Annotated in this window: 25 protein-coding genes; 14 read left to right on the plus strand and 11 right to left on the minus strand. The window is 38.3% G+C overall.

The features are described 5' to 3' along the window. Nucleotides 1-309: 309 nt before the first annotated feature. Entirely contained in the window at nucleotides 310-1,173 is an 864-nt protein-coding gene (locus AAV96_RS09920; RefSeq protein WP_005215464.1) for a YbgF trimerization domain-containing protein, read from the plus strand. 68 nt (nucleotides 1,174-1,241) lie between these two features. Here AAV96_RS09920 and AAV96_RS09925 read toward each other — a convergent pair whose 3' ends face one another. The 3 genes from AAV96_RS09925 to AAV96_RS09935 form a co-directional block, all read right to left on the minus strand. Further along, complete coding sequence (locus AAV96_RS09925) at nucleotides 1,242-3,113, minus strand: SurA N-terminal domain-containing protein (protein WP_046739199.1); 1,872 nt, start codon at nucleotides 3,111-3,113, stop codon at nucleotides 1,242-1,244. 128 nt (nucleotides 3,114-3,241) lie between these two features. Further along, nucleotides 3,242-3,514, minus strand: coding sequence for an HU family DNA-binding protein (locus tag AAV96_RS09930; RefSeq protein WP_004661469.1), 273 nt, complete (start codon nucleotides 3,512-3,514; stop codon nucleotides 3,242-3,244). A gap of 166 nt (nucleotides 3,515-3,680) precedes the next feature. Beyond that, the gene (locus AAV96_RS09935; protein ID WP_004661467.1) at nucleotides 3,681-4,136 is read right to left on the minus strand and encodes a phasin family protein; all 456 of its coding nucleotides are present in this window, start codon (nucleotides 4,134-4,136) and stop codon (nucleotides 3,681-3,683) included. Nucleotides 4,137-4,346: 210 nt separating this feature from the next. Between AAV96_RS09935 and AAV96_RS09940 the strand changes: the two genes are divergently transcribed. The 8 genes from AAV96_RS09940 to fdx all read left to right on the plus strand — a co-directional run bounded on the left by AAV96_RS09940 (nucleotide 4,347) and on the right by fdx (nucleotide 10,479). Next, the gene (locus AAV96_RS09940) at nucleotides 4,347-4,994 is read left to right on the plus strand and encodes a hypothetical protein (RefSeq protein WP_005215459.1); all 648 of its coding nucleotides are present in this window, start codon (nucleotides 4,347-4,349) and stop codon (nucleotides 4,992-4,994) included. Between the two features lie 108 nt (nucleotides 4,995-5,102). Next, a complete protein-coding gene (locus AAV96_RS09945) occupies nucleotides 5,103-5,576 on the plus strand; it encodes an Rrf2 family transcriptional regulator (protein ID WP_004661463.1) in 474 nt (157 codons plus the stop codon). A gap of 1 nt (nucleotide 5,577) precedes the next feature. After that, nucleotides 5,578-6,795 (plus strand): IscS subfamily cysteine desulfurase, encoded by a 1,218-nt coding sequence (locus AAV96_RS09950; protein ID WP_005215456.1) that lies wholly within the window; start codon nucleotides 5,578-5,580, stop codon nucleotides 6,793-6,795. 91 nt (nucleotides 6,796-6,886) lie between these two features. After that, nucleotides 6,887-7,273, plus strand: coding sequence for a Fe-S cluster assembly scaffold IscU (iscU, locus tag AAV96_RS09955; protein WP_004639432.1), 387 nt, complete (start codon nucleotides 6,887-6,889; stop codon nucleotides 7,271-7,273). A 29-nt stretch (nucleotides 7,274-7,302) separates the two neighbouring features. Next, nucleotides 7,303-7,623 carry an iron-sulfur cluster assembly protein IscA gene (gene iscA / locus AAV96_RS09960; RefSeq protein WP_004661460.1) on the plus strand — a complete coding sequence of 107 codons (321 nt, stop codon included), beginning with the start codon at nucleotides 7,303-7,305 and terminating at the stop codon, nucleotides 7,621-7,623. Nucleotides 7,624-7,706: 83 nt separating this feature from the next. Beyond that, a complete protein-coding gene (hscB, locus tag AAV96_RS09965) occupies nucleotides 7,707-8,225 on the plus strand; it encodes a Fe-S protein assembly co-chaperone HscB (protein WP_046739200.1) in 519 nt (172 codons plus the stop codon). A 38-nt stretch (nucleotides 8,226-8,263) separates the two neighbouring features. Then, a complete protein-coding gene (gene hscA / locus AAV96_RS09970; protein WP_046739201.1) occupies nucleotides 8,264-10,123 on the plus strand; it encodes a Fe-S protein assembly chaperone HscA in 1,860 nt (619 codons plus the stop codon). A 17-nt stretch (nucleotides 10,124-10,140) separates the two neighbouring features. After that, nucleotides 10,141-10,479 carry an ISC system 2Fe-2S type ferredoxin gene (gene fdx, locus AAV96_RS09975; protein ID WP_004661453.1) on the plus strand — a complete coding sequence of 113 codons (339 nt, stop codon included), beginning with the start codon at nucleotides 10,141-10,143 and terminating at the stop codon, nucleotides 10,477-10,479. Nucleotides 10,480-10,531: 52 nt separating this feature from the next. Here the strand turns inward: fdx and AAV96_RS09980 are convergent, their stop codons facing one another. The 5 genes from AAV96_RS09980 to AAV96_RS10000 all read right to left on the minus strand — a co-directional run bounded on the left by AAV96_RS09980 (nucleotide 10,532) and on the right by AAV96_RS10000 (nucleotide 17,811). Continuing rightward, nucleotides 10,532-11,302, minus strand: coding sequence for a hypothetical protein (locus tag AAV96_RS09980; RefSeq protein ID WP_046739202.1), 771 nt, complete (start codon nucleotides 11,300-11,302; stop codon nucleotides 10,532-10,534). A 33-nt stretch (nucleotides 11,303-11,335) separates the two neighbouring features. Then, nucleotides 11,336-12,772 carry an adenylate/guanylate cyclase domain-containing protein gene (locus AAV96_RS09985; RefSeq protein ID WP_004661449.1) on the minus strand — a complete coding sequence of 479 codons (1,437 nt, stop codon included), beginning with the start codon at nucleotides 12,770-12,772 and terminating at the stop codon, nucleotides 11,336-11,338. Nucleotides 12,773-12,821: 49 nt separating this feature from the next. Beyond that, on the minus strand, nucleotides 12,822-13,256 hold the full coding sequence (locus AAV96_RS09990; RefSeq protein WP_004661448.1) for an HIT domain-containing protein: 435 nt from the start codon (nucleotides 13,254-13,256) through the stop codon (nucleotides 12,822-12,824). A gap of 199 nt (nucleotides 13,257-13,455) precedes the next feature. Further along, on the minus strand, nucleotides 13,456-16,917 hold the full coding sequence (gene mfd, locus AAV96_RS09995; protein WP_046739203.1) for a transcription-repair coupling factor: 3,462 nt from the start codon (nucleotides 16,915-16,917) through the stop codon (nucleotides 13,456-13,458). Between the two features lie 81 nt (nucleotides 16,918-16,998). Beyond that, nucleotides 16,999-17,811, minus strand: a complete 813-nt coding sequence (locus AAV96_RS10000; protein WP_046739204.1) for an SDR family NAD(P)-dependent oxidoreductase — start codon at nucleotides 17,809-17,811, stop codon at nucleotides 16,999-17,001. A 269-nt stretch (nucleotides 17,812-18,080) separates the two neighbouring features. On the opposite strand from AAV96_RS10000, the gene AAV96_RS10005 reads away from it, so the two are divergent. Continuing rightward, nucleotides 18,081-18,671, plus strand: a complete 591-nt coding sequence (locus tag AAV96_RS10005; RefSeq protein WP_046739205.1) for a DUF4291 domain-containing protein — start codon at nucleotides 18,081-18,083, stop codon at nucleotides 18,669-18,671. A 100-nt stretch (nucleotides 18,672-18,771) separates the two neighbouring features. Here AAV96_RS10005 and aceI read toward each other — a convergent pair whose 3' ends face one another. After that, nucleotides 18,772-19,206 carry a chlorhexidine efflux PACE transporter AceI gene (aceI, locus tag AAV96_RS10010; protein ID WP_004661441.1) on the minus strand — a complete coding sequence of 145 codons (435 nt, stop codon included), beginning with the start codon at nucleotides 19,204-19,206 and terminating at the stop codon, nucleotides 18,772-18,774. A gap of 87 nt (nucleotides 19,207-19,293) precedes the next feature. On the opposite strand from aceI, the gene AAV96_RS10015 reads away from it, so the two are divergent. The 4 genes from AAV96_RS10015 to AAV96_RS10030 all read left to right on the plus strand — a co-directional run bounded on the left by AAV96_RS10015 (nucleotide 19,294) and on the right by AAV96_RS10030 (nucleotide 23,293). After that, nucleotides 19,294-20,187 carry a LysR family transcriptional regulator gene (locus tag AAV96_RS10015; RefSeq protein ID WP_046739206.1) on the plus strand — a complete coding sequence of 298 codons (894 nt, stop codon included), beginning with the start codon at nucleotides 19,294-19,296 and terminating at the stop codon, nucleotides 20,185-20,187. A 107-nt stretch (nucleotides 20,188-20,294) separates the two neighbouring features. Beyond that, nucleotides 20,295-21,284 (plus strand): transaldolase, encoded by a 990-nt coding sequence (gene tal / locus AAV96_RS10020; protein ID WP_046739207.1) that lies wholly within the window; start codon nucleotides 20,295-20,297, stop codon nucleotides 21,282-21,284. A 72-nt stretch (nucleotides 21,285-21,356) separates the two neighbouring features. Continuing rightward, the gene (gene leuE / locus AAV96_RS10025; RefSeq protein WP_046739208.1) at nucleotides 21,357-22,007 is read left to right on the plus strand and encodes a leucine efflux protein LeuE; all 651 of its coding nucleotides are present in this window, start codon (nucleotides 21,357-21,359) and stop codon (nucleotides 22,005-22,007) included. A 107-nt stretch (nucleotides 22,008-22,114) separates the two neighbouring features. Further along, the gene (locus tag AAV96_RS10030) at nucleotides 22,115-23,293 is read left to right on the plus strand and encodes a benzoate/H(+) symporter BenE family transporter (RefSeq protein WP_046739209.1); all 1,179 of its coding nucleotides are present in this window, start codon (nucleotides 22,115-22,117) and stop codon (nucleotides 23,291-23,293) included. Nucleotides 23,294-23,340: 47 nt separating this feature from the next. Here the strand turns inward: AAV96_RS10030 and AAV96_RS10035 are convergent, their stop codons facing one another. Continuing rightward, nucleotides 23,341-25,176: a monovalent cation:proton antiporter-2 (CPA2) family protein gene (locus AAV96_RS10035; RefSeq protein WP_046739210.1), complete on the minus strand. Its 1,836-nt coding sequence runs from the start codon at nucleotides 25,174-25,176 to the stop codon at nucleotides 23,341-23,343. A gap of 116 nt (nucleotides 25,177-25,292) precedes the next feature. Continuing rightward, entirely contained in the window at nucleotides 25,293-26,012 is a 720-nt protein-coding gene (locus tag AAV96_RS10040; RefSeq protein ID WP_046739211.1) for an MgtC/SapB family protein, read from the minus strand. Nucleotides 26,013-26,065: the final 53 nt, after the last annotated feature.

Below are 26,065 nucleotides of genomic sequence, written 5' to 3' on the forward strand. Positions count from 1 at the left end.
TGCCTGACAAAGTATAGAGATTTTTGCCTGAGTTGCAAGACTTGTATCTGTTTTTAAGTGACTTTTTGATTCAATTGCTTATTTCATCAGCAAAATCTATTTCTATATTATCTATTTAATTTAAAAGTGTATAAACATTAAACAATAGATAATTTCTTTATTCGAAAAATGCTTGAAGATTGTAAATGCTTATTGCATTTAAATGAGTTGCTGCTTTAATGACTAAATCAAAAACATAGATCTAGTGTGCCACAAGTAAACATGAGGACTTGTTCGCTCACGGCTTTTTAACTTTATGGATGAATTTTTATGCTAAAAAAGTATTCCGTACTTTTTACTGCCTTACTCGCTAGCGCACATTTATATGCAAATGTTCCCATTGAATCTCGTGCACTTAGCCAGACGATTGCAGATAATACAAATATCTCTAATACTGGCTCAAACCTAAATTGGGATCTCATTCAAAAGAACCAAAAACTAGAAGAAGAAGTTCGAAAATTACGAGGACAATTAGAAGAGCATGACAATTCAATTGAGCAACTGAAAAAAGAGTTAGCAAATCGCTATACAGATTTAGATCAACGCTTAGAATTACTCTCTCAAAAAATTGACCCACCAGAAGAAAATACAGAACCAGAAAATAGTACGACAACTGATACAGTAAAAACAGAAACAAACTCAGCTCCAACATCTGCACCCACCTCAGCAACTCCTAGCCCTGTAAAACAGGATTCAGTGCCTCAGACACCTGTCGTACAACCGAAGTCAAATACTGCTACAACAAGCAATACAAACAACCAAATTGAGCTAGAAAAAGCAGCATATACGGTTGCACTAGATGCCTACAAACAAGGTGGCGCAAAAAAAGCCATCCAACCAATGCAAAATTTCATTAAGAACCACCCAAATGGAATTTATGTTGGAAACGCTTACTTTTGGCTAGCTGAGTTTTATTTAGCGGTTGAACCTGTTGACTATAAAGCAGCTAAGCAAAACTATAATATAGTAGTAACACGCTATCCTAATTCAGCAAAAGCTTCTCGAGCGGTTTATCAACTTTATAGCATTGCAAAAGAAGTCGATAAAAACACTGCTCTTGCCAACCAGTATAAAACGAAGTTGCTTAACCAATATCCACAATCCGAAGAAGCTAAATTTATTCAGAAAAAATAATGCTTATAATGCACAAAAAAGCCAGTTCATAAGAACTGGCTTTTTAAATTTCAAAGCTTAGATCAAACTTATTTGATCTTCGCCTGTGATTTTAAATAATCAGTATAGTCTTCTAGTAACTGCTGACCACGGAACTGCTGATACAACTTAGTTAACTCAGTAATTTGCTCTGGTGGTAACTCATTTGCAGCATTAGTATTCACGTTTGAAACTGCAACGATAACCAACTCATTAGGTAATTTTGCTGTCGTAGCAGACCACATACCTTCTTTAGTTGGCGCAGGAATACTAAAAGCAGCACGCTCAATTGCACGTTTTAAACCTTGAGAACGTGCAAATGTACCTGCATCTTCAAAAGTGACTTGTGATTTTGCAACAACTTGTGCAGCAGGTAATGCTTTAAAATCAGCTAAAATTTTTGCAATTTTTGCTTGAGCAGCTTTATATGCCTTTGCTTCAATGACTTTTGCTTTTACTTCAGCAGTCGCTTGATCTAATGGTTTAACGCCCGCTGCATGGTAATTACGGACTTTAATCCAAATCGTGTCACCATTCGCTAACTGAATATTAGAAGACGCATTACGGTCACCGTTTTTCACATCATCATTAAACAGTTTTGCTTTAACATTTAAATCGCTCAAATAAGGGTTTTGAGTGGTTAAGGTCACCCCATTTAAAGATTCAACACGAGCACCCTTCACTTCTTGAGCAACTGCTTCTAAAGAATCATTACCCACAACCATTTCATTTAAGCTATTTACAGTATCGCTAAATAAATTTGCAGTTTTTGCCTTCTGTACTTCAGCTGTTAAGCGAGCTTTCTCAGTCTCAAATGAAGGAATGTTTGCAACTGGTGCATTTGCTTCAATGATATGGTAGCCATATTGTGTTTTAACAGGCTTAGAAACTTCACCATTCTTTAATGCATTAACTGCATTATCAAAGTCAGCTGAGAAAATACCTGGCGCATAAGCATCAACTAAACCACCCTGTGCTTTTGAAGTTGGGTCTTCTGAGAATTGTACAGCCGCTTGAGCAAATGACATTCCACCTTGAATCTTGGCATAAACATCATTCGCAATTTTTTGAGCTGCTGCCGCATCGCGCGCATCAGTTGTAATTAAAATATGCTTCACTTCACGTTTTGCATCTTTCTGTTGCTTTTCAACAAAAGCCTTATAAGCCTGTTGTAAATCAGCCTCAGTGATATTTAAATTAGTTTGAGGCAATAATGCCGGGCTTAAAACCACATAATCAACATCAACACTCGCAACTTGCTTAAATTCATTTTTATGCTTGTTGTAGTAATCTGTTATTTCTTGAGTTGACGCAGTCAAACCTTTTTTATAATCATCCAACTTAATACTTGCTAAATGCAAAGTACGCTGTTCTGTTTGCAAACTCGCAAGCTGATGTAAATCAGATTTACTCACCAACGCATAATCTAACAAAGTCGATGAAATCATTTTTAGGGCATGATCTTGACGCAAGCTTGCAATTAAAGCTTGGTTAGTCATTCCAACCGAACGTAAATAATTTTCATACAACTTTTGAGAAAACTGTCCATTTTCTTGGAAACTTGGTTGTTGTGCCAACATTTGCTCTAGCTGAGTATCGCTTAAAGAGATACCTAGCTTTTCCGCCTGCTGTTGCAATAAAGAGCGTGCAATCAGCGCATCTAAAGCTTTTTGCTGAATAACTGGCTGATTTAAAAGAGACTCGTCACCCTTTACCATTGATAAATATTGATCTTTATAATTTTTAGTCGCACTTTCCAAGTCTTTATTAGAAATATCTTGTCCGTTAACAGATTTCGCAACGTCTGCTTTATTACTGCCGCTAAAATATCCTTCAATACCTACAAGCGCTAAAGGGGTCAAAAACAAAACTAATAGGACTTTGCCAAGCCAACCCTTAATGACTGTACGAAATGATTCCATAAGTATTCCAATATTTTATTTCGGGGCAATTTTAACTGAAAAACCAAAGCGAATGAATGCTGAATAAAGTATTTCATTCAATAAATAAAAAACGCACCCAAAATGGTGCGTTTTCTGATTTAAAAAGATTACGCAACTGAATCTTTTAAACCCTTACCTGGTTTAAAACTAGGTACTTTGCTTGCTTTAATTTGAAGCTCTTCACCTGTTTTAGGATTACGACCAGTACGTGCAGCACGTTCTTTAACGCTAAATGTACCAAAACCAACTAAAGTAACCGTATCACCGCTTTTAAGTGCTTCAGTGATTGACGCAATTGTTGCATCGAGTGCCTTACCAGCATCCGATTTAGATACTCCCCCTTTTTCAGCAATCGCATCAATTAATTCTGATTTATTCATGATAAAAAATATCCTCTTAATATCGTTTGTTAAGATCCAAGGCTATAGTTTAAAAGGCCATGCCGCCTTTATAGCAATGCTTTAGGGGAGAACGCAATACTAGAAAGGCTTTTTAGCAAAAATAAATACTCAAAAACCACATAAACAGACGAGTGCCTATATTTTTTTACTTTTTATTCAATTTACTCTTTAATTGATTATTTTCTTCAATCAATGCATCTACTTTAATATGTAGCTGAACTAAAAGTTGCTCGATATGCTGAAGATCTTTTGGAGTCACTAGACCAATACGATTCAACGAATGATTCACACCTGTGTCTAAAATTTTTTCAACTTTATCTTTAGTATCCGTCACTGATTCTTTGGCTTTTTCAGTCACTTTTCCAACAGTGTTATCAGCAAAATCGACGGTCTTGGATTCTAGCTCTTCACCCACCTTGACTAAAGAGTCAAATAATTTATTTCCCTCTTCTTCGGCGCGTGAAAAAGCACCTAATCCAGCCAGCCAAATCTGTTGCGTATACTTTTTGAAATCAAGGGCAGATTTTTTAGAACTCTTTGATTTTAGCTTAGTTTTTACCTCTGCCTCATCAGTTGGGTGTTCTACATTTGAGTTGTCCATTAACCATTACTCCCAAGCACTTTACAAACAGTATGTCGTATTTAACCATAAAAATGTTTTTATAATATCAAAGTTAAGACTTGATCGTTTTAAAAAACTGTTCTACAAAGCAATAAAGTCATGTAAATTATTTTTAACAATTGAGTATGGATACTCAGATTTACGTGCTTTATGAAATTTATAGTGTGATTGGCAAGGATAAAGAGACCTATGAGTGATACGCAACAAAGACATAAACACCCCCATTTGTTGCTAAACATTGTCATCATTGTTTTAGAAACTTTTTTTTCATTCATTCTCACGCATGATGCAACTTTACGCTTGCAAGCGAAAAAGCTTATCGATGAAAAAGTTACCATTCGAATCAACAGTTATATTCCTTTTTTTGACTTTTATGTCCAATTTACCGAAAAAGGAATTTTGTTTGATATGAAAGCCCTAGATCGAAAAGTTGATCTGGAAATAAATAGCACACTCATCGATTTGATTAAAATTTTCGTATTTAATAATCAGCGCAGTATCTACAATATGCGTATTTTAGGTGATGCAAGACTTCAAGAAGAGGTAATGGATTTAATCCCTCACCTCACACTCACGAGTATATTCGCAAATTGGAAACAATGGTTCAATGCATTTGATAGTGATGCAGAAGCTATTGCGTCTCAGCAACGAATTGCGCCATTGCTTGATAAAATCGATCAGCAACGCTCTGAGATCAACTCATTATTGGTTGAAGTTAAACAATATCAAAACCGCATTCATCGCCTGCAAAAACGCCAACGTTGGATTAATATTTCATTTGCTGTATTCAGCTTTATTTTAATAGGCTTTTTCGTTTATAATATGTGGATACAATAATTCCAACATATTTCACTTTTCACACGCATTTTGGCAATTAAAAAACTTGACTATTTTAGTCGGAATTCATAAAATTTAGACATCTAGTCTAACCATGTGTACCGAATCATGCGTCTTACAACTCGCGGTCGTTACGCAGTGACTGCTCTACTTGATTTAGCTTTGCAGCCAACTGAACAAACGATCACGCTTGCCGAAATAGCAGCACGTCAATCCATATCAGTCGCCTATTTAGAACAGTTATTCGCAAAACTTAAACGACATGGGTTAGTTTCGAGTGTTCGTGGTGCTAATGGTGGATATCATCTTGCACGAAATGCAACTGAAATTACCGTGCTAGAAATTATCGAAGCTGTAAATGAAACCGTCGATGCAACACGCTGCGACCATAAAGGCAATTGTCAAAATGGTGCAATGTGCTTAACGCATGACTTATGGCAAGAACTCTCCCACCATATTGCCGATTATCTCGCAAAAATCTCTCTTGCAGACCTGATCGCACGCGACAATGTTCAAACTGTTGCACTTCGCCAAAACTCAGCAAGTTTAGATTCAGCCCTCCTATCGGTTACAGGTATTTGACATGAAACGTCCAATTTATCTTGATTATGCAGCAACAACACCAGTACTTCCTGAAGTTGCAGAACGTATGATGGAATGTTTAACCTTCGAAGGGACTTTTGGTAATCCTGCATCACGCTCACATGCCTATGGTTGGCAAGCTGAAGAAAAAGCTGAATATGCACGTGAACAAGTTGCAAACCTAGTTAAAGCAGATCCACGTGAGATCGTTTGGACTTCTGGTGCAACTGAATCTGACAACTTAGCACTAAAAGGTATTGCTCAGTTTTACGGTTCAAAAGGCAAGCACATCATTACTAGTAAAATCGAACACAAAGCTGTGTTAGATACTTGCCGCGAGCTAGAAGAACAAGGTTTTGAAATTACTTATTTAGAACCTGAACCACGTACAGGTTTAATTACACCTGAAATGGTGAAAGCAGCTTTACGTCCAGATACCATTCTTGTTTCACTGATGATGGTCAACAATGAAATCGGTACGATTACTGACGTAGCAGCTATTGGCGAGCTAACACGTGCGAATAAAACATTCTTACACGTTGATGCTGCACAAGCCGCTGGTAAAGTTGAAATCGATCTTTCAACCATGAAAATTGATTTAATGAGCTTCTCTGGTCATAAAATTTATGGTCCTAAAGGAATTGGTGCTCTATTTGTACGCCGTAGCCCACGTGTTCGCTTAAAAGCACAAATGCATGGTGGTGGTCATGAGCGCGGTATGCGTTCTGGTACTTTAGCAACTCATCAAATTGTAGGTATGGGTGAAGCTTTTGAAATTGCTGGTAAAACCATGCAAGCAGAACAAGAGCGCCTTCGCCACCTACGTGACAAACTTTGGAATGGCTTCCAAGACCTTGAGCAAGTGTTCTTGAATGGTCATCCGACTGAGAACGTTGCAAACTATCTTAATGTCAGCTTTAACTTCGTTGAAGGTGAATCATTGATGATGGCGTTAAAAGATCTTGCAGTGTCAAGTGGTTCAGCATGTACTTCTGCAACATTAGAGCCTTCATATGTATTACGTGCTTTAGGTTTATCTGATGAATTAGCACATAGTTCAATTCGTTTCAGTTTTGGTAAATACACAACTGAAGCAGATATTGATCATGTGTTAACAATTACCAAAGCTGCTGTTGAGAAATTACGTGAACTTTCTCCGCTTTGGGATATGTATAAAGAAGGTATTGACCTTTCAACAGTTGAATGGGCTGAACACTAATTCATTGTAGTTTGAATTGAACTCTTCATTGAAAACAGTGTTTTAACCCTCATATTAATATTAGGCTGACCCCGAGGTTTGGAGAAGCGACATGGCTTATAGCGAAAAGGTAATTGATCATTACGAAAACCCTCGTAATGTTGGTGTATTAGACAAAAATGCAGAAAACGTAGGCACAGGTATGGTCGGTGCACCTGCATGTGGCGACGTGATGCGTTTACAAATTCAAGTCGATGACAATGGCGTAATTGAAGAAGCTCGCTTCAAAACTTATGGCTGTGGTTCTGCAATCGCATCAAGCTCTCTTGTAACTGAATGGTTAAAAGGTAAAACGCTTGATGAAGCTCAAGCAATCAAAAACATTGATATTGCGACCGAGCTTGCGCTTCCACCAGTAAAAGTACACTGCTCTGTATTGGCTGAAGATGCAATCAAAGCTGCGATTGAAGACTATCGTGGTAAGAAAGCGAAAGCTTAATTGATGACCGAAATAATATTGGAGTTTTCATGATCCATTTAACTGAAAATGCTGCGACTCACATCAGCAATTACCTGCAAAACCGCGGTAAGGGTGAAGGCATTCGTATTGGTGTGAAAACTTCGGGTTGTTCTGGGTTGGCTTATGTACTTGAGTTTGTCGATGATATCGATACACATGATCAAGTGTTTGAACAACTCGGTGTTAAAGTTTTTGTTGACCCTAAAAGCCTCGTTTATCTCAATGGTTTAGAGATGGATTATGTGAAAAATGGTTTGAATGAAGGCTTTGAATTTAACAACCCTAACCAAAAAGGTGAATGTGGTTGCGGTGAATCATTTACCGTCTAACTAGCAACACCCTCTTTCTTTTCGTCAAAACAGTGTGTTCCGCACTGTTTTAACGTATTTATTAATAGCGGAATTCATCTCCCATGAATCATTTTGAGTTGTTCCAATTACCAGAAGCACTCGATATAGATTTAGCAGCTTTAAAAAAACAATTTTTAAGTTTGCAACAGCAATATCATCCCGATAAAGCCACTGACAAAGATCAAGCATTGATCAAGTCGAGTGAAATCAATCAAGCGTATAAAGTGCTCTCACAAGTTGATAGTCGTGCGGCGTATTTACTTGGCTTAAAAAAACAAGATCATCACTTGGATCAGTCCATTAGCGATTTTGAATTTTTACAATCTGCACTCGAAATGCGTGAACAGCTTGATGAGGCCACCTCTACCGAGCAACTTAGTACCTTAAAAGTTGAAGTTCAGCAATGGATTGACGGTTTAGTTCGTGAATTTAAAATCGATTTTGCTGAAGAAGACTGGGCTGAGGCTCGTGATACCGTTCGTAAACTACGTTTTTTTCAACGTGTAATGAATGATATTGATAAAGCTGAAGATCGTATGTTGGACGAAGAAGATATCTTCGATCTCGATGATGATTTTTAATCCGCTGTTACCGAATATTTTCAAGGGATACCTCACGCATGGCACTTTTGCAAATTGCTGAACCAGGTCAATCTACTGCTCCGCATCAACATCGTATTGCGATCGGTATTGACTTAGGGACAACCCACTCTTTAGTGGCGACAGTGCTATCGGGAAAACCGAAAGTTCTGCAAGATGACAAAGATCGTGTATTACTGCCGTCGATTGTTCATTACGCAAAAGATTCAACAACGTTTGGTTATCAAGCCAAGCCATTTATGCTGACTGACCCAAAAAATACTGTTGTTTCAGTAAAACGTTTTATGGGTCGCTCACAAGCAGATATCAAATTCCAGCATCCGTATACACTTGTTGGTGCAGAAAATGAGATGCCAGCATTTGAAACTACCGCTGGTCGTAAAACGCCTGTCGAAATTTCTGCTGACATTTTAAAACAGTTAAAAGATCGTGCCGAAGCAAGCCTCAACAACCCCATCAATGGTGCAGTGATCACTGTTCCGGCATATTTTGATGAAGCACAACGCCAAGCGACACGTGATGCTGCTCAACTTGCAGGTTTAAATGTTTTACGTTTGTTGAATGAACCTACTGCGGCAGCTGTTGCCTATGGATTAGACCAAGATACCAACTTGAGCACCGATCGTAACTATGTAATTTACGACCTCGGTGGCGGTACATTTGACGTCTCGATCCTACGTTTTTCACAAGGTGTCTTTGAAGTTCTGGCGACTGGTGGACATACCGCGCTTGGTGGTGATGACCTTGACCGCCTAATCGTGAAATGGGCAAAAAAACAGCTTAATATCGAAACTTTAAGCGATGAAGAATATGCTGTTTTTGTTGTTGCAGCGCGTCAAGCCAAAGAATACTTAACAGATCATGAAACTGCCGAATTAAAACTACTGGATGATCGCCTCACTTTAGATCGCCCAACTTTTGAATCGATTATTCAAGTCGCACTCGATAAAACCATGAGTGTATGCAAACGTGTACTGCGTGATGCTAAACTTGAACTCGATGAAATCGAACATGTGGTTTTAGTAGGTGGTTCAACACGTTCATATGCCGTACAAAAAGCTGTACGCGAATTATTTGAACGTGAACCACTCTGTACCATCAATCCTGATGAAGTCGTTGCAATTGGCGCATCTATTACCGCCAACCAGCTCATAGGCAACAGTCAAGATGGTTCATTATTACTTGATGTCACGCCACTTTCTCTTGGTCTAGAAACCATGGGTGGATTGGTTGAACGTTTGATTTCACGAAACACCGCAATCCCTGTAGCTCGCCGTCAAGAATTCACCACTTATCAAGATGGTCAAACAGCGATGTTGATTCATGTGGTACAAGGTGAACGTGATTTAGTCGAGCATTGTCGCTCATTGGGTCGTTTTGTTTTACATGGCATCCCACCAATGACTGCTGGTCAAGCACGGATTGAAGTGACCTTCCAAGTTGATGCGGATGGCTTACTGACAGTATCTGCGAAAGAAACCACTTCTGGTGTTCAAGCGCAAATTGATATCAAACCATCTTATGGTCTATCTGCTGCTGATACAGAACGCCTCTTGGTTGAAGGTTTCCAACATGCGGAAGAAGACAAACACTTGCGCCATCTGCAAGAAACAAAAGTGGAAGCACTACGTGAGTTGGAAGCTTTAGAGCAAGCGTTAAAAGCAGATACCGATTTACTCTCTCAGCAACAAGCACGAGATCTAATTCTTGCTGCTGAAGCGTTAAAAGCTCGTCTTAAAACCGATGAGCTTGCAGCGATTGAACATGCTGTTCAACAACTTAAAATTCACAGCGATGCCTTTGCAGCACTTCGTATGAATCGACATATTGACCATGCCTTAAAAGGTACAAAACTTGAAGATTGGTCAAACTCAAACTAAAGGTATAGGTGATCAATATGCCACGTATTAAAGTTCTTCCTCATGCACTCATTTGCCCTGAAGGTGCAGAATTTGAAGTCGAACAAAACGCCAATTTATGCCAAAGCTTATTGAAACAAGGCATTAAAATTGAACATGCTTGCGACATGTCTGCGGCATGTACGACTTGCCACGTGATTGTTCGTAAAGGATTCGATAGCCTTGAAGAAATGAACGATGTTGAAGCGGATCTACTTGATCGTGCATGGGGCTTAGAACCTGACTCTCGCCTGTCATGTCAAGTTGAGATCGTTGATGAAGATTTAGAAATTGAAATTCCGAAATATACGATTAATCATGCTTCGGAAAATCACTAAGCTTTATCCATAAAAAACTCCTCTTTATTAGAGGAGTTTTTTTAATTTAAATTTATTGATCAACATCATAATCATCAAAATATTGCCAAACAGACTCCACATGATCTCTATAAGCACCTTTATCAATAGGTAGATCATATAATATTTGTAAATCTGGATTATATTTGAGTAATTGTGCCATATTGGTCAATTGAATATTTTGCTCAAAATCCAAACTATTTTCAGAAAAATCATGTGCATCCACATGACAATACATTTGCCAATCTCCGCCTGAGTGAGATACCCAACGTATTGGCAATTTTCCATCAATGACACAAGAACACGCAATAACCCCTAAATATTGTGGGAATGCTTTGTATGCTTGCGGATTAAAATCTCTGGTGAAAGGAGTCGCATCCATCACTTCCTGATAGCCTGTAAATGCAATTCCTCGTTCCGCAAAGAAATTTTCAATATCACCATCTTGACGTTTTGCATTATTCAACCAGATCACTTGCCATTCAGTTAGACGTTCTCCACGGTCAGCAGTAAATACGCCTGTTTGAGGTTCATTAATCCAGCAGCTTTGACGTATCAAAACCAAAGGATGTTCCGCTCCAGCTGTTTTTTCGGAAAACTGTTGAGCATCTTCATAATTGGAAAATGCACAATAATAATCTTGCCCCTCATATTCATCTAGCGCACCACGTTCTGGATGACACCAAACTCGATATTCAAGAACATCATCATAAAAATAACCTGCACCTGACTTTACCAAAGCAGGATACTCACCCACCATGCTCTCATCAATAGCCAATGGATACTGTGAAACGAATGCAGACATTATTTCAACTCTATAATTAATTATTGAATATCTTTATCTTACTTCATCATCCAAAGTCAGTTTTGGAATACCCTGAGCATTGGTAATTTTTTGTTGTGTTTTAATACGCTGAACCATATTCTCCAAAATTTCAACCAATTCTGGATATTCATAATTCTGCACTTCCTCTAAGTTCAAGACCAGATGGAAGCCTTTATAATCGAAATCAAACCATTTTTGTGTATCGGATTTCTTACCTGTGAATTTTTCCATTACCTGCCACGTTTTAACAGGCCCTTGAATCCCTTTTAAATAAATTGGCACTTTCGGTACGCACAAAAACTCACCTTTAATCAGTTGGTGAGTGTCATCCGCAATTAAGATTTCATCAACTTCAGCAGCAGACTGCAAACGCGCTGCTAAATTTACATCACGACCAACGATGGTATAAGCCATACGATGTGAAGCCCCGTAGTTGCCTACGTGACAATAACCCGTACTAATACCCATTCGAATGTGCAACGCTGGATAGCCCATTTTCTTCCAACGCTCACGCAACAATTTCATTTGCTGACGCATTGCGATCGCCATTTCTACACAAGACTTCGCATCTTGTTCAACACCCTGAGAATTTGGATCACCGAAGAAGATGAGAATCGCATCGCCCATAAACTTATCAACGGTTGCTTCATACTGTTTTGCTATTTCAGTCATATGACTTAAATAATCATTAAGTAAAAAAGCTAAATCATCAGGAATAAGGCTTTCTGAAAGTTCAGTAAACCCTTGAATATCGGAGAAGAAAATGGTTAATTTCTTACGTTTGTATTCAATTTTAGCTTCAGCTTCCCCACGCATGATCGACTGCCATAATTGTAATGGCGCATATCGACTCAATTGGTTAGCAAAAGCAATGTAGCGTGTCATTTGGTTATGATAATGCTGACGCTGTTGCCCTAAAATATTGATTCTTCTATGTTGATAATAGTTACCAATCACAATAAACATCATCAAACCAAATAAACTAACAACAGTCAGTTCTGGATTTGTAGGTTCGAAATATTCTTCAGCACCAAAAATTGCAAAAGTACAAAAGTAAAAAGTGAGAACACCGATCAGTCCGATTAAACACGCAACAGGGAGTGTAATTTTATTATTTAAACCAACGTAAAGAAGTCCAAATAAAATCGTAAAAGTAGGAACTAAACTTAGGTGTAACCCTGCAAGTACAATCGCAACGATGACCGCTTCAAAAGCAAAAAGTACGTTTTTTTCAGTATTCTTATCAAATTTGTATTGGAGCCAGTTGTCTAATTTGGGACAGATTAGGAAATGAATCAGTAATAAAGGAAGGATGTAAAGCTGATAGTTAGCACTCGGTGCGGTAAATGTATAAATTACCAAAATCAATGACAATATCGAATATCCCATCAAACGATGAAAATAAGCGAACTGTCTAGGTTCTTTATCTATTAACCTATCTAGTGGCACCCTATCCTCCTTCCTTATTATAGAAGATTGTTTTTATTTTATATTTCCATCAATCCATACGCCAGTCGAATGGCATATCGCCTTGACCACGTAATGCAAGCATCAAGGTTTGACGCATATGCGCGAGTACATCATTACTATAAGGTACCGCAGGCGTACCCCAAACAGGTTTCGGCCACGCAACATCATTTTGATAACGCACAACATGATGAAAATGAAGTTGTGGTACAACATTACCTAATGCAGCAACGTTCATTTTGTCTGCACGAAAAACCCGTGACAATTGACTAGATAACCAGCTAGATTCGCGCAAGAACTGCTCTTGATCAGCTTGGCTTAATTCATATAACTCGGTAATTCCCGGTACACGCGGTACAAGAATCAACCATGGAAATTGCATATCATTCATTAAACGACATGTTGAAAGCGGAAAATCGCCTACAAAAAATGTATCTTGAGCAAGTTGTGGATGCAAACTAAACATATCTTTATAAATGATGCAGAATAATGATGATGGTCAATACTATCACATCAGTTTTGATGTGAGTATTATTAGTCGCCTGTTTGATTACAAATAACAATGATTTTCTTTATTTATTACATCAACATCTGACAAAAAGCAGATTCTTTGCTTAAAGAAAATCAAAGTAGTTTAATTATGCAGCAAAAAATTTACTTTTCAACTAACTATGTAGTTCGTTGAGTAGTTTATTCAATAGATCAACAATAAACTGAATCCGCTTATCGTACTCAGCCATTTGCACTGTGATCTTTAAGCGTTGACCACCTTCCATACGATAGTGGGTTGGATTCTTTTGCATTAATTGAATGATACTGATTGCTTGCACTGGTGTGTCTGGCGAAAATTCAATGTATCCACCATTATTATTGACATCAATCTTAGTAATCCCTAGCTGCTCTGCCTTCAAACGTAATTGATGCACACTAAACAATTGTTTGACTGACTGAGGTGGAATGCCAAAACGATCAATGAGTTCCATCCGAATATTATCAAGTTTCTCTTGCGTATCAGTATTACTAATACGCTTGTAAAACAGCAGACGTTGATGAACATCCCCTAGATAATCATCTGGAATCAGCGCAGGCATGTGTAGGTTAATTTCAGCAGTTAATGACAAAGGTGCATCAAAGTTTGGCGTTTTGCCTTTTTGGATGGCTTTGGTCGCTTTCTCTAGCATTTCCATATACAAGCTATAACCAATTGCTTGCATTGAACCACTTTGCTGCTCACCGAGTAATTCACCAGCCCCCCGAATCTCCAAGTCTTCAGTTGCAAGCATGAATCCTGCGCCCAGTGTTGAAGCACGTTGAATAGCATCAAGACGTTTTTCTGCATCGCCTTTGAGATGTTTTAGCGATGGAACCAATAAATAGGCATACGCTTGGTGGTGCGAACGCCCAACACGACCACGTAATTGATGCAATTGCGCCAAACCTAACTTATCTGCTCTTTCAATGATAATCGTATTGGCATTCGGTACATCAATACCCGTTTCGATAATGGTTGAACATACAAGAACATTATATTCTTTGTGATAGAACTGCTGCATGACCTGCTCAAGTTCACGTTCGCGCATTTGTCCATGTGCAACTGCAACACGTGCTTCTGGGACTAAATTACGAATCGTTTCTGCTGCTCTTTCAATGGTTTCAACTTCATTATGTAATAAATAAACCTGACCTCCTCGTAACAACTCACGCAAAATCGCTTCTTTAATTGAGTCATCCGTATGTTCTTGAACAAAAGTTTTGACTGCTAAACGGCGGGCTGGCGGCGTTGCAATAATCGAAAGATCTCGCATCCCAGAGAATGCCATATTCAAAGTTCGTGGAATCGGCGTCGCCGTTAGTGTCAGCATATCCACATCGGCGCGTAAAGCTTTAATCCGTTCTTTATCACGAACACCAAAACGATGTTCCTCATCAACAATCATTAATCCAAGATTCTTGAATTGAATGTTTTCTTGCAGGATTTTATGTGTTCCCACCACAATATCAACTTTGCCTTCAGCTAAGTCTTCAATCGTTTTCAGATGTGTTTTATTGCTACCAAAACGAGACAGTACTTCAATACGCACCGCTGTATCAGCAAAACGATCTTTAAAGGACTCATAATGCTGCTGTGCCAGTAGCGTAGTAGGAACTAATACCGCAACTTGCTTGTTGTTTTGTACTGCAACAAAAGCTGCTCGCATCGCCACTTCAGTTTTACCAAAACCGACATCACCGCAGACCAAACGATCCATTGGTTTGGCAAGCTGCATATCGTGGAGCGTAGCTTCAATTGTATTGGCTTGGTCTAAAGTCTCTTCATAGGCAAAGCCACTGGAGAATTGCATATATCCAGTATGATCCAATTCAAAGGCAAAACCCGGTTTCGATTGACGGCGTGCCTGAATATGTAACAACTCAGCCGCAACATCATGGATTTGCTCTAAAGCTTTCCGCTTGGCTTTACTCCATGTATCTGTACCTAATTTATGCAAAGGGGCTAGGTCAGGATCGCCACCACTATAACGACTAATTAGATGCAAATTGGTGACAGGCACATAGACTTTCGCGCCATCTGCATAATCGAGCTGTAAAAACTCATGATCCTGTTGATCAATTTCTAAGGTAATTAAGCCTGCATAACGCCCAACACCATGATCGATATGTACTACAGGCGCACCAATACTGAGTTCAGTTAAACTCCGAACAAGAAATTCTTCAGAAACCTCTTGTTGACGCTTACGACGTCGTTGCACTACCCGATGTTCATAGAGTTGATTTTCAGAAATGACTGAGAGTTGATTGCTGAGCACGAGTCCACGATCTAATGGCGCGCTTGTGATTGCAACTTGTAGCTTGTCTTTCTGAAATTGAACAAAACTCTCTACATTTTGGATTTCACCTAAAACCGAACGTAATGCATCTTTTAAAGTTTCACGCCGACCTGCACTTTCTGCTACCAATAAAACAGGATGTTTAACTTGGTCAATATAATATTTAACTGCTTCAAAGGGCTGTTCTTTTTTAGGGTCAACTGCAAGCTTTGGTGGTTGTTCTGCTGCAAGATTTAAAACACCTACTTTTTCGTCAAATGCTTCTGCTGAAGCTAAAATCCTTGGAAATTGGTTTAATGCCTGTAACACATGATTTGGCATTAAAAAAAGCTCTTCAGGCGAAAGAATTGGTTGGTCGATGTTATGACGGCGATCTTCATAACGACGAACCACTTCTTTCCAAAAATTGATTAATTCATCTTCAACTTCGTTATTTGTAATGACAACGCAATTCTTTGGTAAGTACGTCATAAGCATACTTTGCGCTTCCATCACCTTTTTCTCAAAGAATAAAGGTAAATAGAACTCTAATCCCGGTGTTGCAATTCCTTCAAGTACATCTTGATAAATTGGGTTTTTCTTGGGATTCGCAGTTGGAAAACTTTCTGCGTAACGATCTCTAAAGGTAGAACGTCCCTCTTTTAAAGGAAATTCTTTTGCTGGTAAAACGGTGAAGTTTTTTAAAGATTCAGTGGTTCTCTGCGTTTCAGGATCAAAAAATTTTAAGCTTTCAATTTCATCATCAAATAAATCAATTCGAATCGGTTGATCTTGTCCAGATGCATAAATGTCCATGATACTGCCACGAACTGCAAATTCCCCATGATCATAAACAGTATCAACCAAACGATAGCCTGCTTGTACTAATTGCTTTTTCTGTGCTTCTAAATCGAGTCGTTGTCCAACTTTAATATCAAAGTGTTCACCAACCACCCATGAGTAAGGTGCAACACGTTGTGCTAAGGTACTGGCAGAAACTAGTAGAATACCCTTTTGTGGCATATTCGCTAAAATCGCCAAACGTTCAGAAACAATATCTTGATGTGGTGATAAACGGTCGTACGGCAAAATTTCCCAATCAGGAAAAATTGTTGGTTTTATCCCATAAAATTCGAGTTCACTTTCGAGCTGGGCAAGATGCTGATTATTTCTCGCAACAATGACGTATAGATTAGAACTCTGTGTGGCAATTTCTTTGAATAATAATGCTGCAGATGATCCACGTAAGGAACCAATCCAGCGCTTTTCGCCTGCTTTGAATTGTTGTAGGTTTAATTGAGAGATTTCTTGTTGAAACATAGAGAAAATCATGTAATCGAAAAGACAATAGGCTTAGTTTAACATGGAGTTTTTTATGTGGATATGAATCCAGAAAGAAGACTAACTGGATTTATCCTTTAATTTTTTCTCTAATCGACGATCCATCAAACGAAATAATGGTCGAGTTAAATTCATCACTGTTGTTGGTGCTGTATTTAGTAAAGCATTGGCAATTGCACCACTGGTACTGGTAATACGATAAGATTTTTGCTGTACAGCTTTGACAATCCAGCCTGCGGCGGTGGACGTATCTAGCATCCGCATATGTTTATAAATCGTTGTTTTAGATGACATGGGTGTTCTGACCATTGGAAAATAAACAATACTCACATCAATTCCTTGATCACCTAGCTCCATTCTGAGCGAACGTGAAAAGGATTCTAAAGCCGATTTACTGGCTAAATATGCTGAAAATAATGGAATTGGAACTTGAGTTGACATAGTAGAAATATTGACAACATGTCCCTCACCTTTTTCCAGAAAATGTGGCAACAAGGCTAATGTCAAACGCACTGCTGCAAAATAATTGATTTGCATGGTACGCTCAAAATCGTGCAGCCGATCTAATGCCTGAATAATTGGACGACGTATTGAGCGAGCAGCATTATTAATCAGGACATCAACTTTTGCATGTTCACTAAGTATTTGTTCAATACAGTTTTTAGCATGATCTTCCTGAGTAATATCTACAGGATAAATCCATACTTGACCGCCTTGCTGTTGAATGACCTGCTGTACTCGTTCCAATTCATCTTTACGACGAGCAATTAGACAAATTTTCGCACCCAATTCAGCTAGCTGAATCGCAGCTTGTTCACCAATTCCACCTGATGCACCTGTCAATATAATGGTTTTTCCTTGTAGATTTGTCATACGTTTTCCTATTTTTTATACAATCTATAATTATCCATTTTGATCTTATTCATTTAGCTTCTAGGAGAAAAGTCTTCTTCGGAAAAACTCAAAGAAAGTCTTTCTCAATTTATGATTAAGCTCACCAATAATTTTGATTTACTTAGGCTATTTAACTCGCTATCCTATTCAAATCGTTTATATGCGATAAAAATGAAACTTACGATCATTTAAAAAATCAAATAGTTATATTATTTTTTAATAAAAAGAGAGAAATTTAATCTAAATCTATGTCAATAATCATTCCCACTCAACAAATTCGAGCTGCATATAACGATAAAACCATCCGTGTCTATCAAGCTTATTCTCATTCCATAGCCAATGCGGCTATCAAACATCAAACTTTTGTCTCACCACCATTTAAGATGGATAGAATGACATGGATTAAACCCTCATTTCTTTGGATGATGTATCGTGCTGGTTGGGGATTTAAAGATGATGGGCAAAACCGTATCTTAGCCATTGATATTCGCCGAGAAGGTTTTGAATGGGCTTTAGCACATAGTTGTCTTAGTCACCGTGATCCGACCACAAGTGAGCAAGCATGGCAACAACTGAAAGAAAATTCACCTGTACGAATTCAATGGGATCCTGAACGCGATCTATTATTACGACCACTTGAACATAGAGCGATACAAATTGGACTGAGTAAAGAAGCAGTCCAACATTATGTAAATCAATGGATTGTTTCGATTACAGAGGTCACACCACTTGCACATCAGATTTATGCTTTAGTACAAAAGAATAAAATGGAAGAAGCTCAATTACTATTACCAAAAGAAATGGTATATATTCCTTCAATAAAAAGAGATTCACTCTGATTGAATTACTTTTTATTGAAAAAATAGGATTTTCTAAACTTTTTTCAGCATCAAATCGTAAAACAATAAAGGCTGATTTCTCAGCCTTTATCTATATTTATTAATTGACAGAAGCCAACTTCACATCAGGAAAGAAACGCTCTTCTACCATGTCATAACACCATTGGAAAATAAAGGTATAAACCAAAATACACATCGTTAGACCAAAATCTAAAATTAATGCATCAATAAAGCTCATCTTCATCATATAAGCAATAATTGGAATGGTCGCAAGCATCAAACCACCCTCAAAACCAATCGCATGCAAGATACGCACAGGGATAGTTCGTTTCCACTGATATTTATGTTCAACTTTCTCAAAATAATGGTTAAAAATCATGTTCCAAATCACTGAAATCACGGCCATGATTACACCTAGAATACCAGTCACCTCTAAAGGCATACTAAAAATAAAACTTAACGCAATTGCGATGATGACCAATAAGATCACTTCATAGCTAATTGCATGAATGAGTCTTCTTCTGGAAATCAACATTTTATAACACTCTTTTGTTTGGATACTTGTCATTTTATTTTTATAATTTTGATTAATCTAATCAGGTTCTTTCAGTTTTTTTGACAGATGAATATTAATCAAGAACAACTTCTAATGTTCCAGACCGTAATCGAAACAGGTTCATTTTCGGCTGCTGCGCGGAAACTCGGTAAAGTTCCTTCGGCAGTGAGTATGTCAATTGCCAATTTAGAAATTGATCTCAATCTCAATTTATTCGAGCGAATTGGACGCGAACCTACACCAACACCTGCGGCAATGGTTTTATATGAAAAAACTCAACAACTTTTGATTGAGATAAATCAATGGAAACAACATGCTCATGCGCTCAGCACTGGACTAGAGTCAACTTTGAACATTGTCGTGGTTTCTGAATTGCTGCATACCAATTGGACCGATTACATTACGTTACTTGAACAACATTTTCCAAATCTGACCATTAATATTTTTTCTGCTCCTCAAGAAGATGCTTTACAGATGTTACTCGATCAGTCTGCACAACTTGCACTCATGTTTGAACGAGAACAGTTAGATAGTCGTGAACAATTTGTTGAATTAAAAAGAGAAGCTCTTGTTCCAGTGATTGCTCAAGGTCATGCTTTAGCCCAATTTGAGCAAATTTCATTTGAGCAAATGGTGCAGACACGCCAAATCGTGGTCGCTAGCCGTGACCATAGCATCAAGCCAGAACTACTATTTTCTAAAGATTATTGGCGCACAGATAATCATCATTCTGCTTGTATGATGATTCTTCGGAATTTAGGTTGGGGAGTTTTGCCCCTAGAAATGTTTAATGAAAACCCTGAATTAAAGAAAAAGCTAAAAGTTTTGCAACTTTATGATTTCACACCTAAGTTTGAATACTATGTCGATCTAGTTTGGAGTCGTGAAAGCGAGTTAGGTGTTGCTGCTAGATTTTTGATTGAACACATTCGACTACTACGTCAGCAACCTAGAAAATAGAGTAAATCACTCAGGTTTAAATGTATTGAATGCGATGCTTTGCTTTCCTGTAGATTGTGCTATAAAGAAGTTATCCATAATTTTGTTTAAGTAAGAACGCTATATCAATGACTCAGACTGCATTACACCAATTAAAAAATTTAACAACCGTTGTTGCCGATAGTAGTGATCTAGAAGCGATTGAAAAATTTCGTCCCTTAGATGCAACAACCAATCCATCACTTATTACAGCAGCGGCTGAACAACCTGAAAGTAAGCAACTGATTGAAGATGCTTATACACAAGCAAAACAAGAAGGCTATCAAAGTGATGAACTGATTGAACGCGCCATTGATATTTTGACGGTGAAGTTTGGCGTTGAAATTTTAAAATTGATCGATGGACGTGTTTCAACTGAAGTCGATGCTTCTCTTTCTTATGATACTGATGCGACGATTGCCAAAGCGCGTGAACTTTCTAAACTTTACCAAGGTTATGGTATTGAGCAATCTCGTATCTTAATCAAGATCGCATCAACATGGGAAGGCATTCAAGCAGCTAAAGTTTTAGAGGCTGAAGGAATTCCGTGTAACTTAACATTATTGTTTGGTTTGCATCAGGCCCAAGCTTGCGCAGATGCAAAAGTAACCCTTATTTCTCCTTTTGTCGGTCGAATTTTAGACTGGTATAAAAAAGCGGAAGGCATCGAGCAATACCCAATCGAAAACGATCCAGGTGTTCTTTCAGTCAAGAAAATTTATAACTATTACAAACAACATGGCATTGCGACACAGGTCATGGGAGCAAGTTTCCGTAGCACAGCACAAGTCCTTGGTTTAGCAGGTTGTGACTTACTCACAATTGCACCAAATCTATTGGCTCAACTTGAACAAGATCAACAGGTTGTTGAAGCTCAACTCAGCTCAACTTCGGCGCAACAAGCTGAGAAAATTGAACGTACAGCTCAAACCAAAGAAAGTTTTAAAGCTGAACTTGAGCAAGATTTAATGGCTTTCCAATTACTACAAGGTGGTATTGATGGCTTTATCAAAGCACGTGATCATTTGAGTTTATTACTGCGTCAATCTTTCGGTATTGATGCAGAGATTCGACCTTAATTAGTTTATTTTTCACCTATAAAAACCGATTTTTGTTATATTAATGAAAATCGGTTTTTTAATGAGTAGGTTGTGTTCGGCGTAACGGATTTAACTACATTTATTATTGGTACAATCTTAATTGTGTTATTGCCTGGCCCAAACTCTTTATATGTCATGTCGGTCGCTTCACGTTATGGCATTCGCACGGGCTATGCAGCAGCATGTGGTGTATTTACAGGTGATTCGATTTTAATCCTGTGTACGGTATTAGGTGCAGCGTCATTATTAAAAGCCTTTCCGATTTTATTTATCGTTCTCAAGTTAACAGGTGCTTGTTATCTCGCCTATCTAGGCTTCAAACTATTACAAAGTGCCTATCAGACATGGAATAAACCACCACACTCTACTGAAATGGCTGATCTACCTCGTTTAGATCAAATTCATCCCTATCGTACCGCACTCAGTATCAGTTTACTCAATCCTAAAGCGATTCTGTTTTTCCTGTCTTTTTTCGTGCAATTTGTACAACCCAATTATGCTTATCCAGCACTCAGCTTTCTGGTCTTAGCCATTATTGTGCAACTGGTCAGTTTTACCTATCTGACTGCTCTGATTTTTTCAGGTGTTAAATTAGCAAACTTTTTCAAACATAATTACAAACTTGCCGCTGGAGGTGTTTGCAGCGTGGGGATTTTATTCTTTATGTTTGGATTACGACTAGCAACGTCTACCCTCACATAATCCTGTTTTGATCATATGATCAATTAATTCAATCATTTTAAAACTACGATTTCCGCTGAATTAACGATATACTTTTCAACAAATTTTAATCAAGTATAGATGCATTGATGCAACGTATAATTCAAGATTTTTCGATTCCTGCCGTTTTTGCTGGCTTTATTACCTTTCTGATTGGGATTAGCGTTTCTGCTGTACTAGTCATTCAAGGCGCACAATCTTTAGGTGCAAATACAGCACAAATCAGCTCTTGGTTTTGGGCATTAGGTTTGGCGATTGGATTATCAGGACTCATCTTATCTTGGAAATATAAATATCCAGTTGCTACTGCATGGTCGACTCCGGGGATTGCACTGATCATTGCATCGACTGGCCATTATGATTTGTATGAAGCGATTGGTGCTTTCTTAATTTGTGGCGTCGCAATCGCAATCGTTGGATTTTCAGGCATTTTCCAAAAGTTACTAGCTCATATTCCTCAAAGCCTCACATGTGCCATGCTTGCAGGGATTTTATTAAAATTTGGAATTCAGATTTTTAGCAGCTTAGAAAGTCAGCTCGGTTTTATCTTAAGCATGTTAGCAATTTATCTTGTTTCAAAACGCTTATTGCCTCGTTATAGCATTGTGCTGACAGTGATTTTAGGTGCTATGATTTGCCCTCTATTTATTGATTTTCAATTACATTCAATCACTTGGTCTTTTACTCAACCTGTATGGATGCAACCCTCATTTTCATGGTCTGCATTACTGGGTCTAGCCTTACCGTTGTTTGTCATCAATATGACTTCGCAAAATTTGCCCGGTATTGCCATGATTAAAAGCTATGGTTATCACCCACACGTCAATCAACTAGTAGGCTGGACAGGTATTGCACATACGATTTTCGCCCCTTTTGGTTGCTTCTCGATAAATTTAGCCGCGATTAGTGCAGCGGTCAGCTTAGATGATCAAGTACATCCTGATCCGAGCAAACGCTATATTGCAGGTATAAGCTGTGGTTTGTTTTATATTTTAATGGGGCTTTTCGCTGCAACCTTAGTCAGTTTGCTCATGTCATTTCCGCCTATTTTTATTGTTGCACTTGCAGGTATTGCCCTATTTGCCACGATTAGCCATAACATTGCAGTGGCTTTTGCAAACGTAGAAGAACGAGAAGCAGCATTACTCACCTTTTTATGTAGCGCATCTGGGATTCAGTTTTTCGGAATTGGTTCTGCATTTTGGGGGCTTTTATTGGGTATTTTTGTTTTGGTTTTATTCAAATTTAAATTAAAAAATAAGTCTTAGTCTAGCTAAGACTTATTTAAATCCATTTTATTTCAAAGTCGATTTACCTATCTTCTATCTTCTACATCCTTTTCAGTTTCTTCACCATTTAAAATTCGTCCTGCCTGTTTAGGACGAATCAATGGTGCTGTAGGTCGAGGATGAGAATGTGAGTATTGTAAACCCACCCCTGCATAGACATCATCCGCAGCAATTTCTGTTTCAAAACGCTCATTATCACGTTCTCGAATTTCATTTGAGATCATGCGAACTTCATCTTCATCGACACCCAGTTGCTCTAAAATGACTTCACCGAATTTTATCGCAGATTCAAAGGTTTCACGAATCATATAATCGACTTTTTGTTTGACCAAATGTAGTGAATGTTCCCGATCATAAGAACGAACCAAAACTTTGGCTAACGGAAATTCATGCGTGACCAATTCCACAATTCGATTGGTTGTTTGTTTACTGTCGACACAAATCACGATTGCTTCTGCCGTCGAAGCTCCTGAAGCATGCAAAATATCGAGACGACAGCCATCGCCATAGTAAATTTTAAAACCAAATTTTTCTGCGTTTTGAATCATGTCGATGTCATTATCAATAATCGTGACATCCACTCCTCTTGCCAAGAGTAATTGACTGGTTACCTGACCAAAACGACCAAACCCAATCATTAGAATACTGCCGCTTAGACCTTCAGCAATATCGACATTATCAAGAGAAACTGAATCTTTGGTTTCGGTAAATCGTTTAAAAAGAATGCCTAAGATTGGAGTTAACACCATAGACAGTACAATAATTGCTGTTAGATTCGACTTAATTGTATTATCAATGACTTGAGCGGAGACAGCAGCAGAAAATAATACGAATGCAAACTCACCACCTTGAGCCATCAATAAGGCGCGATCCAAAGCTTCCGTATGCCGACTTTTGGTCAGACGAGCAACAATATAAATCATGAGGGATTTAGCCAGCATCATTGCAACTACGCCACTCAAGATCAATTGCCAATTTTGCTTCACGACCGATAAATCTAACGACATTCCAACACCAAGGAAAAATAGTCCTAATAAAATTCCTCGAAATGGTTCAATATCAGCTTCAATCTGATGTCTAAATGTCGATTCTGACAATAGCACACCTGCAAGAAATGCCCCCATTGCCATGGATAAGCCACTGACTTGCATCAGTAAAGCAGCGCCCAACACCACTAAAAGTGCAGCAGCCGTCATCACTTCTCGTGCTTTTGCGGCAGCGAGTAATCTAAATAAAGGATTGAGTAACCAATAACCTGCGGCGATTAAACCTGCAATTGCAATTAAACCAATACCTATATTTTCTAAACGTGCTGAGGTACTTTCCACCACATGATTCGGTGCCATAAAAGCAACAATTGCCAGTAATGGGACAATCAATAAATCTTCAAATAATAAAATTGCGACAATCTTTTGACCTTGTGGCTGTGCGATATCACCACGATCACCCAAGAGTTGCATCACAATTGCAGTAGACGTCAGTACAAAACCTGCAGCGCCGATAAATGCAACTTGCCATTTAAATCCAAATAAAAGCCCAACACCTGTTAATGCCAAAGCACAAGCAATAATTTGCAAAGTTCCTAAGCCAAAAATCTCACGCCTTAGACTCCATAAATGTGAGGGCTGCATTTCTAGCCCAATCACAAATAAGTACATGACAATACCAAGCTCTGCAATATGTAGAATCGAAGCAGAATCATGAAAAAATGCAAATCCAAATGGACCAATAACTAAGCCAGCAATTAAATAACCAAGAACTGAGCCTAAGCCAATTCGTTTAAAAATAGGAACGGCTATGACAGCCGCAGCCAATAAAACGACAGGGGCAATTAAACTGATTGAGTGTGCTTCTGAACTCATACTGTTCTCATTTTTATTTATCTGATTTTATTGTATGTGAAACAATAAAAGACTTATATATCACTTACGAGATAGTTATTCCCAATAGAGCTATTTGAAATATTGATATACATAACTTAGTTAATTGCATTTTTATCCCAGAAAGCTTGCCGAATTTGTGGCATCGCGTTCAGATGATTAATAATATGCAGCGCATCTTCAGCCTCAATTGAACTCGCAATCAGTGTCGCCTCGATCTCAACCTCTTTTTCACCAAACGGCGTTACATCAATATCTTTGGCAGGATAGTTATGATGTTTCAAAGTTAGATTCAGCTCGTCCATGACTACCTTACTCTGAGTACGATCACAAATAATATAGATGACATGTAAGACTTCTGCCTCATCATCTAATGGGCGGCGATCTATGGCATGAACAATAGGTCTTAACAAAGTATTCGCGGCTAGAATAAAAGCAGTTGCAAGTATCGCTTCAACAATCAAATCAGCGCCTGCCGAAGCACCCACAGCCGCAGAACACCATAGTGTCGCAGCCGTATTTAAACCATGAATGTTGCCTTCTTGGCGCATAATCACACCTGCACCTAAGAAACCAATTCCTGAAACAACATAAGCAATCACACGAACCGCTCCATCAGCTCCAGTCAAATTAATTGCAATATCTACAAAAATTGCTGCGCCCACAGCGACTAAAACATTTGTTCTAAGTCCCGCTGTACGCTGTCGATATTGACGTTCAAATCCAATCAATGCACCTAAAATGAATGCAACAGATAAACTAATTAAAGTATCAACGATATTGGATAAATCTGTATTTTCTAGAAATTTTAATTGCATCTAACACCTATTTATTATGAGTGATTCTAATAATGGATAAATTGAATCTAAGA

The organism is Acinetobacter sp. AG1 (assembly GCF_001005525.1).
In the GTDB taxonomy this organism is placed as follows: domain Bacteria; phylum Pseudomonadota; class Gammaproteobacteria; order Pseudomonadales; family Moraxellaceae; genus Acinetobacter; species Acinetobacter modestus.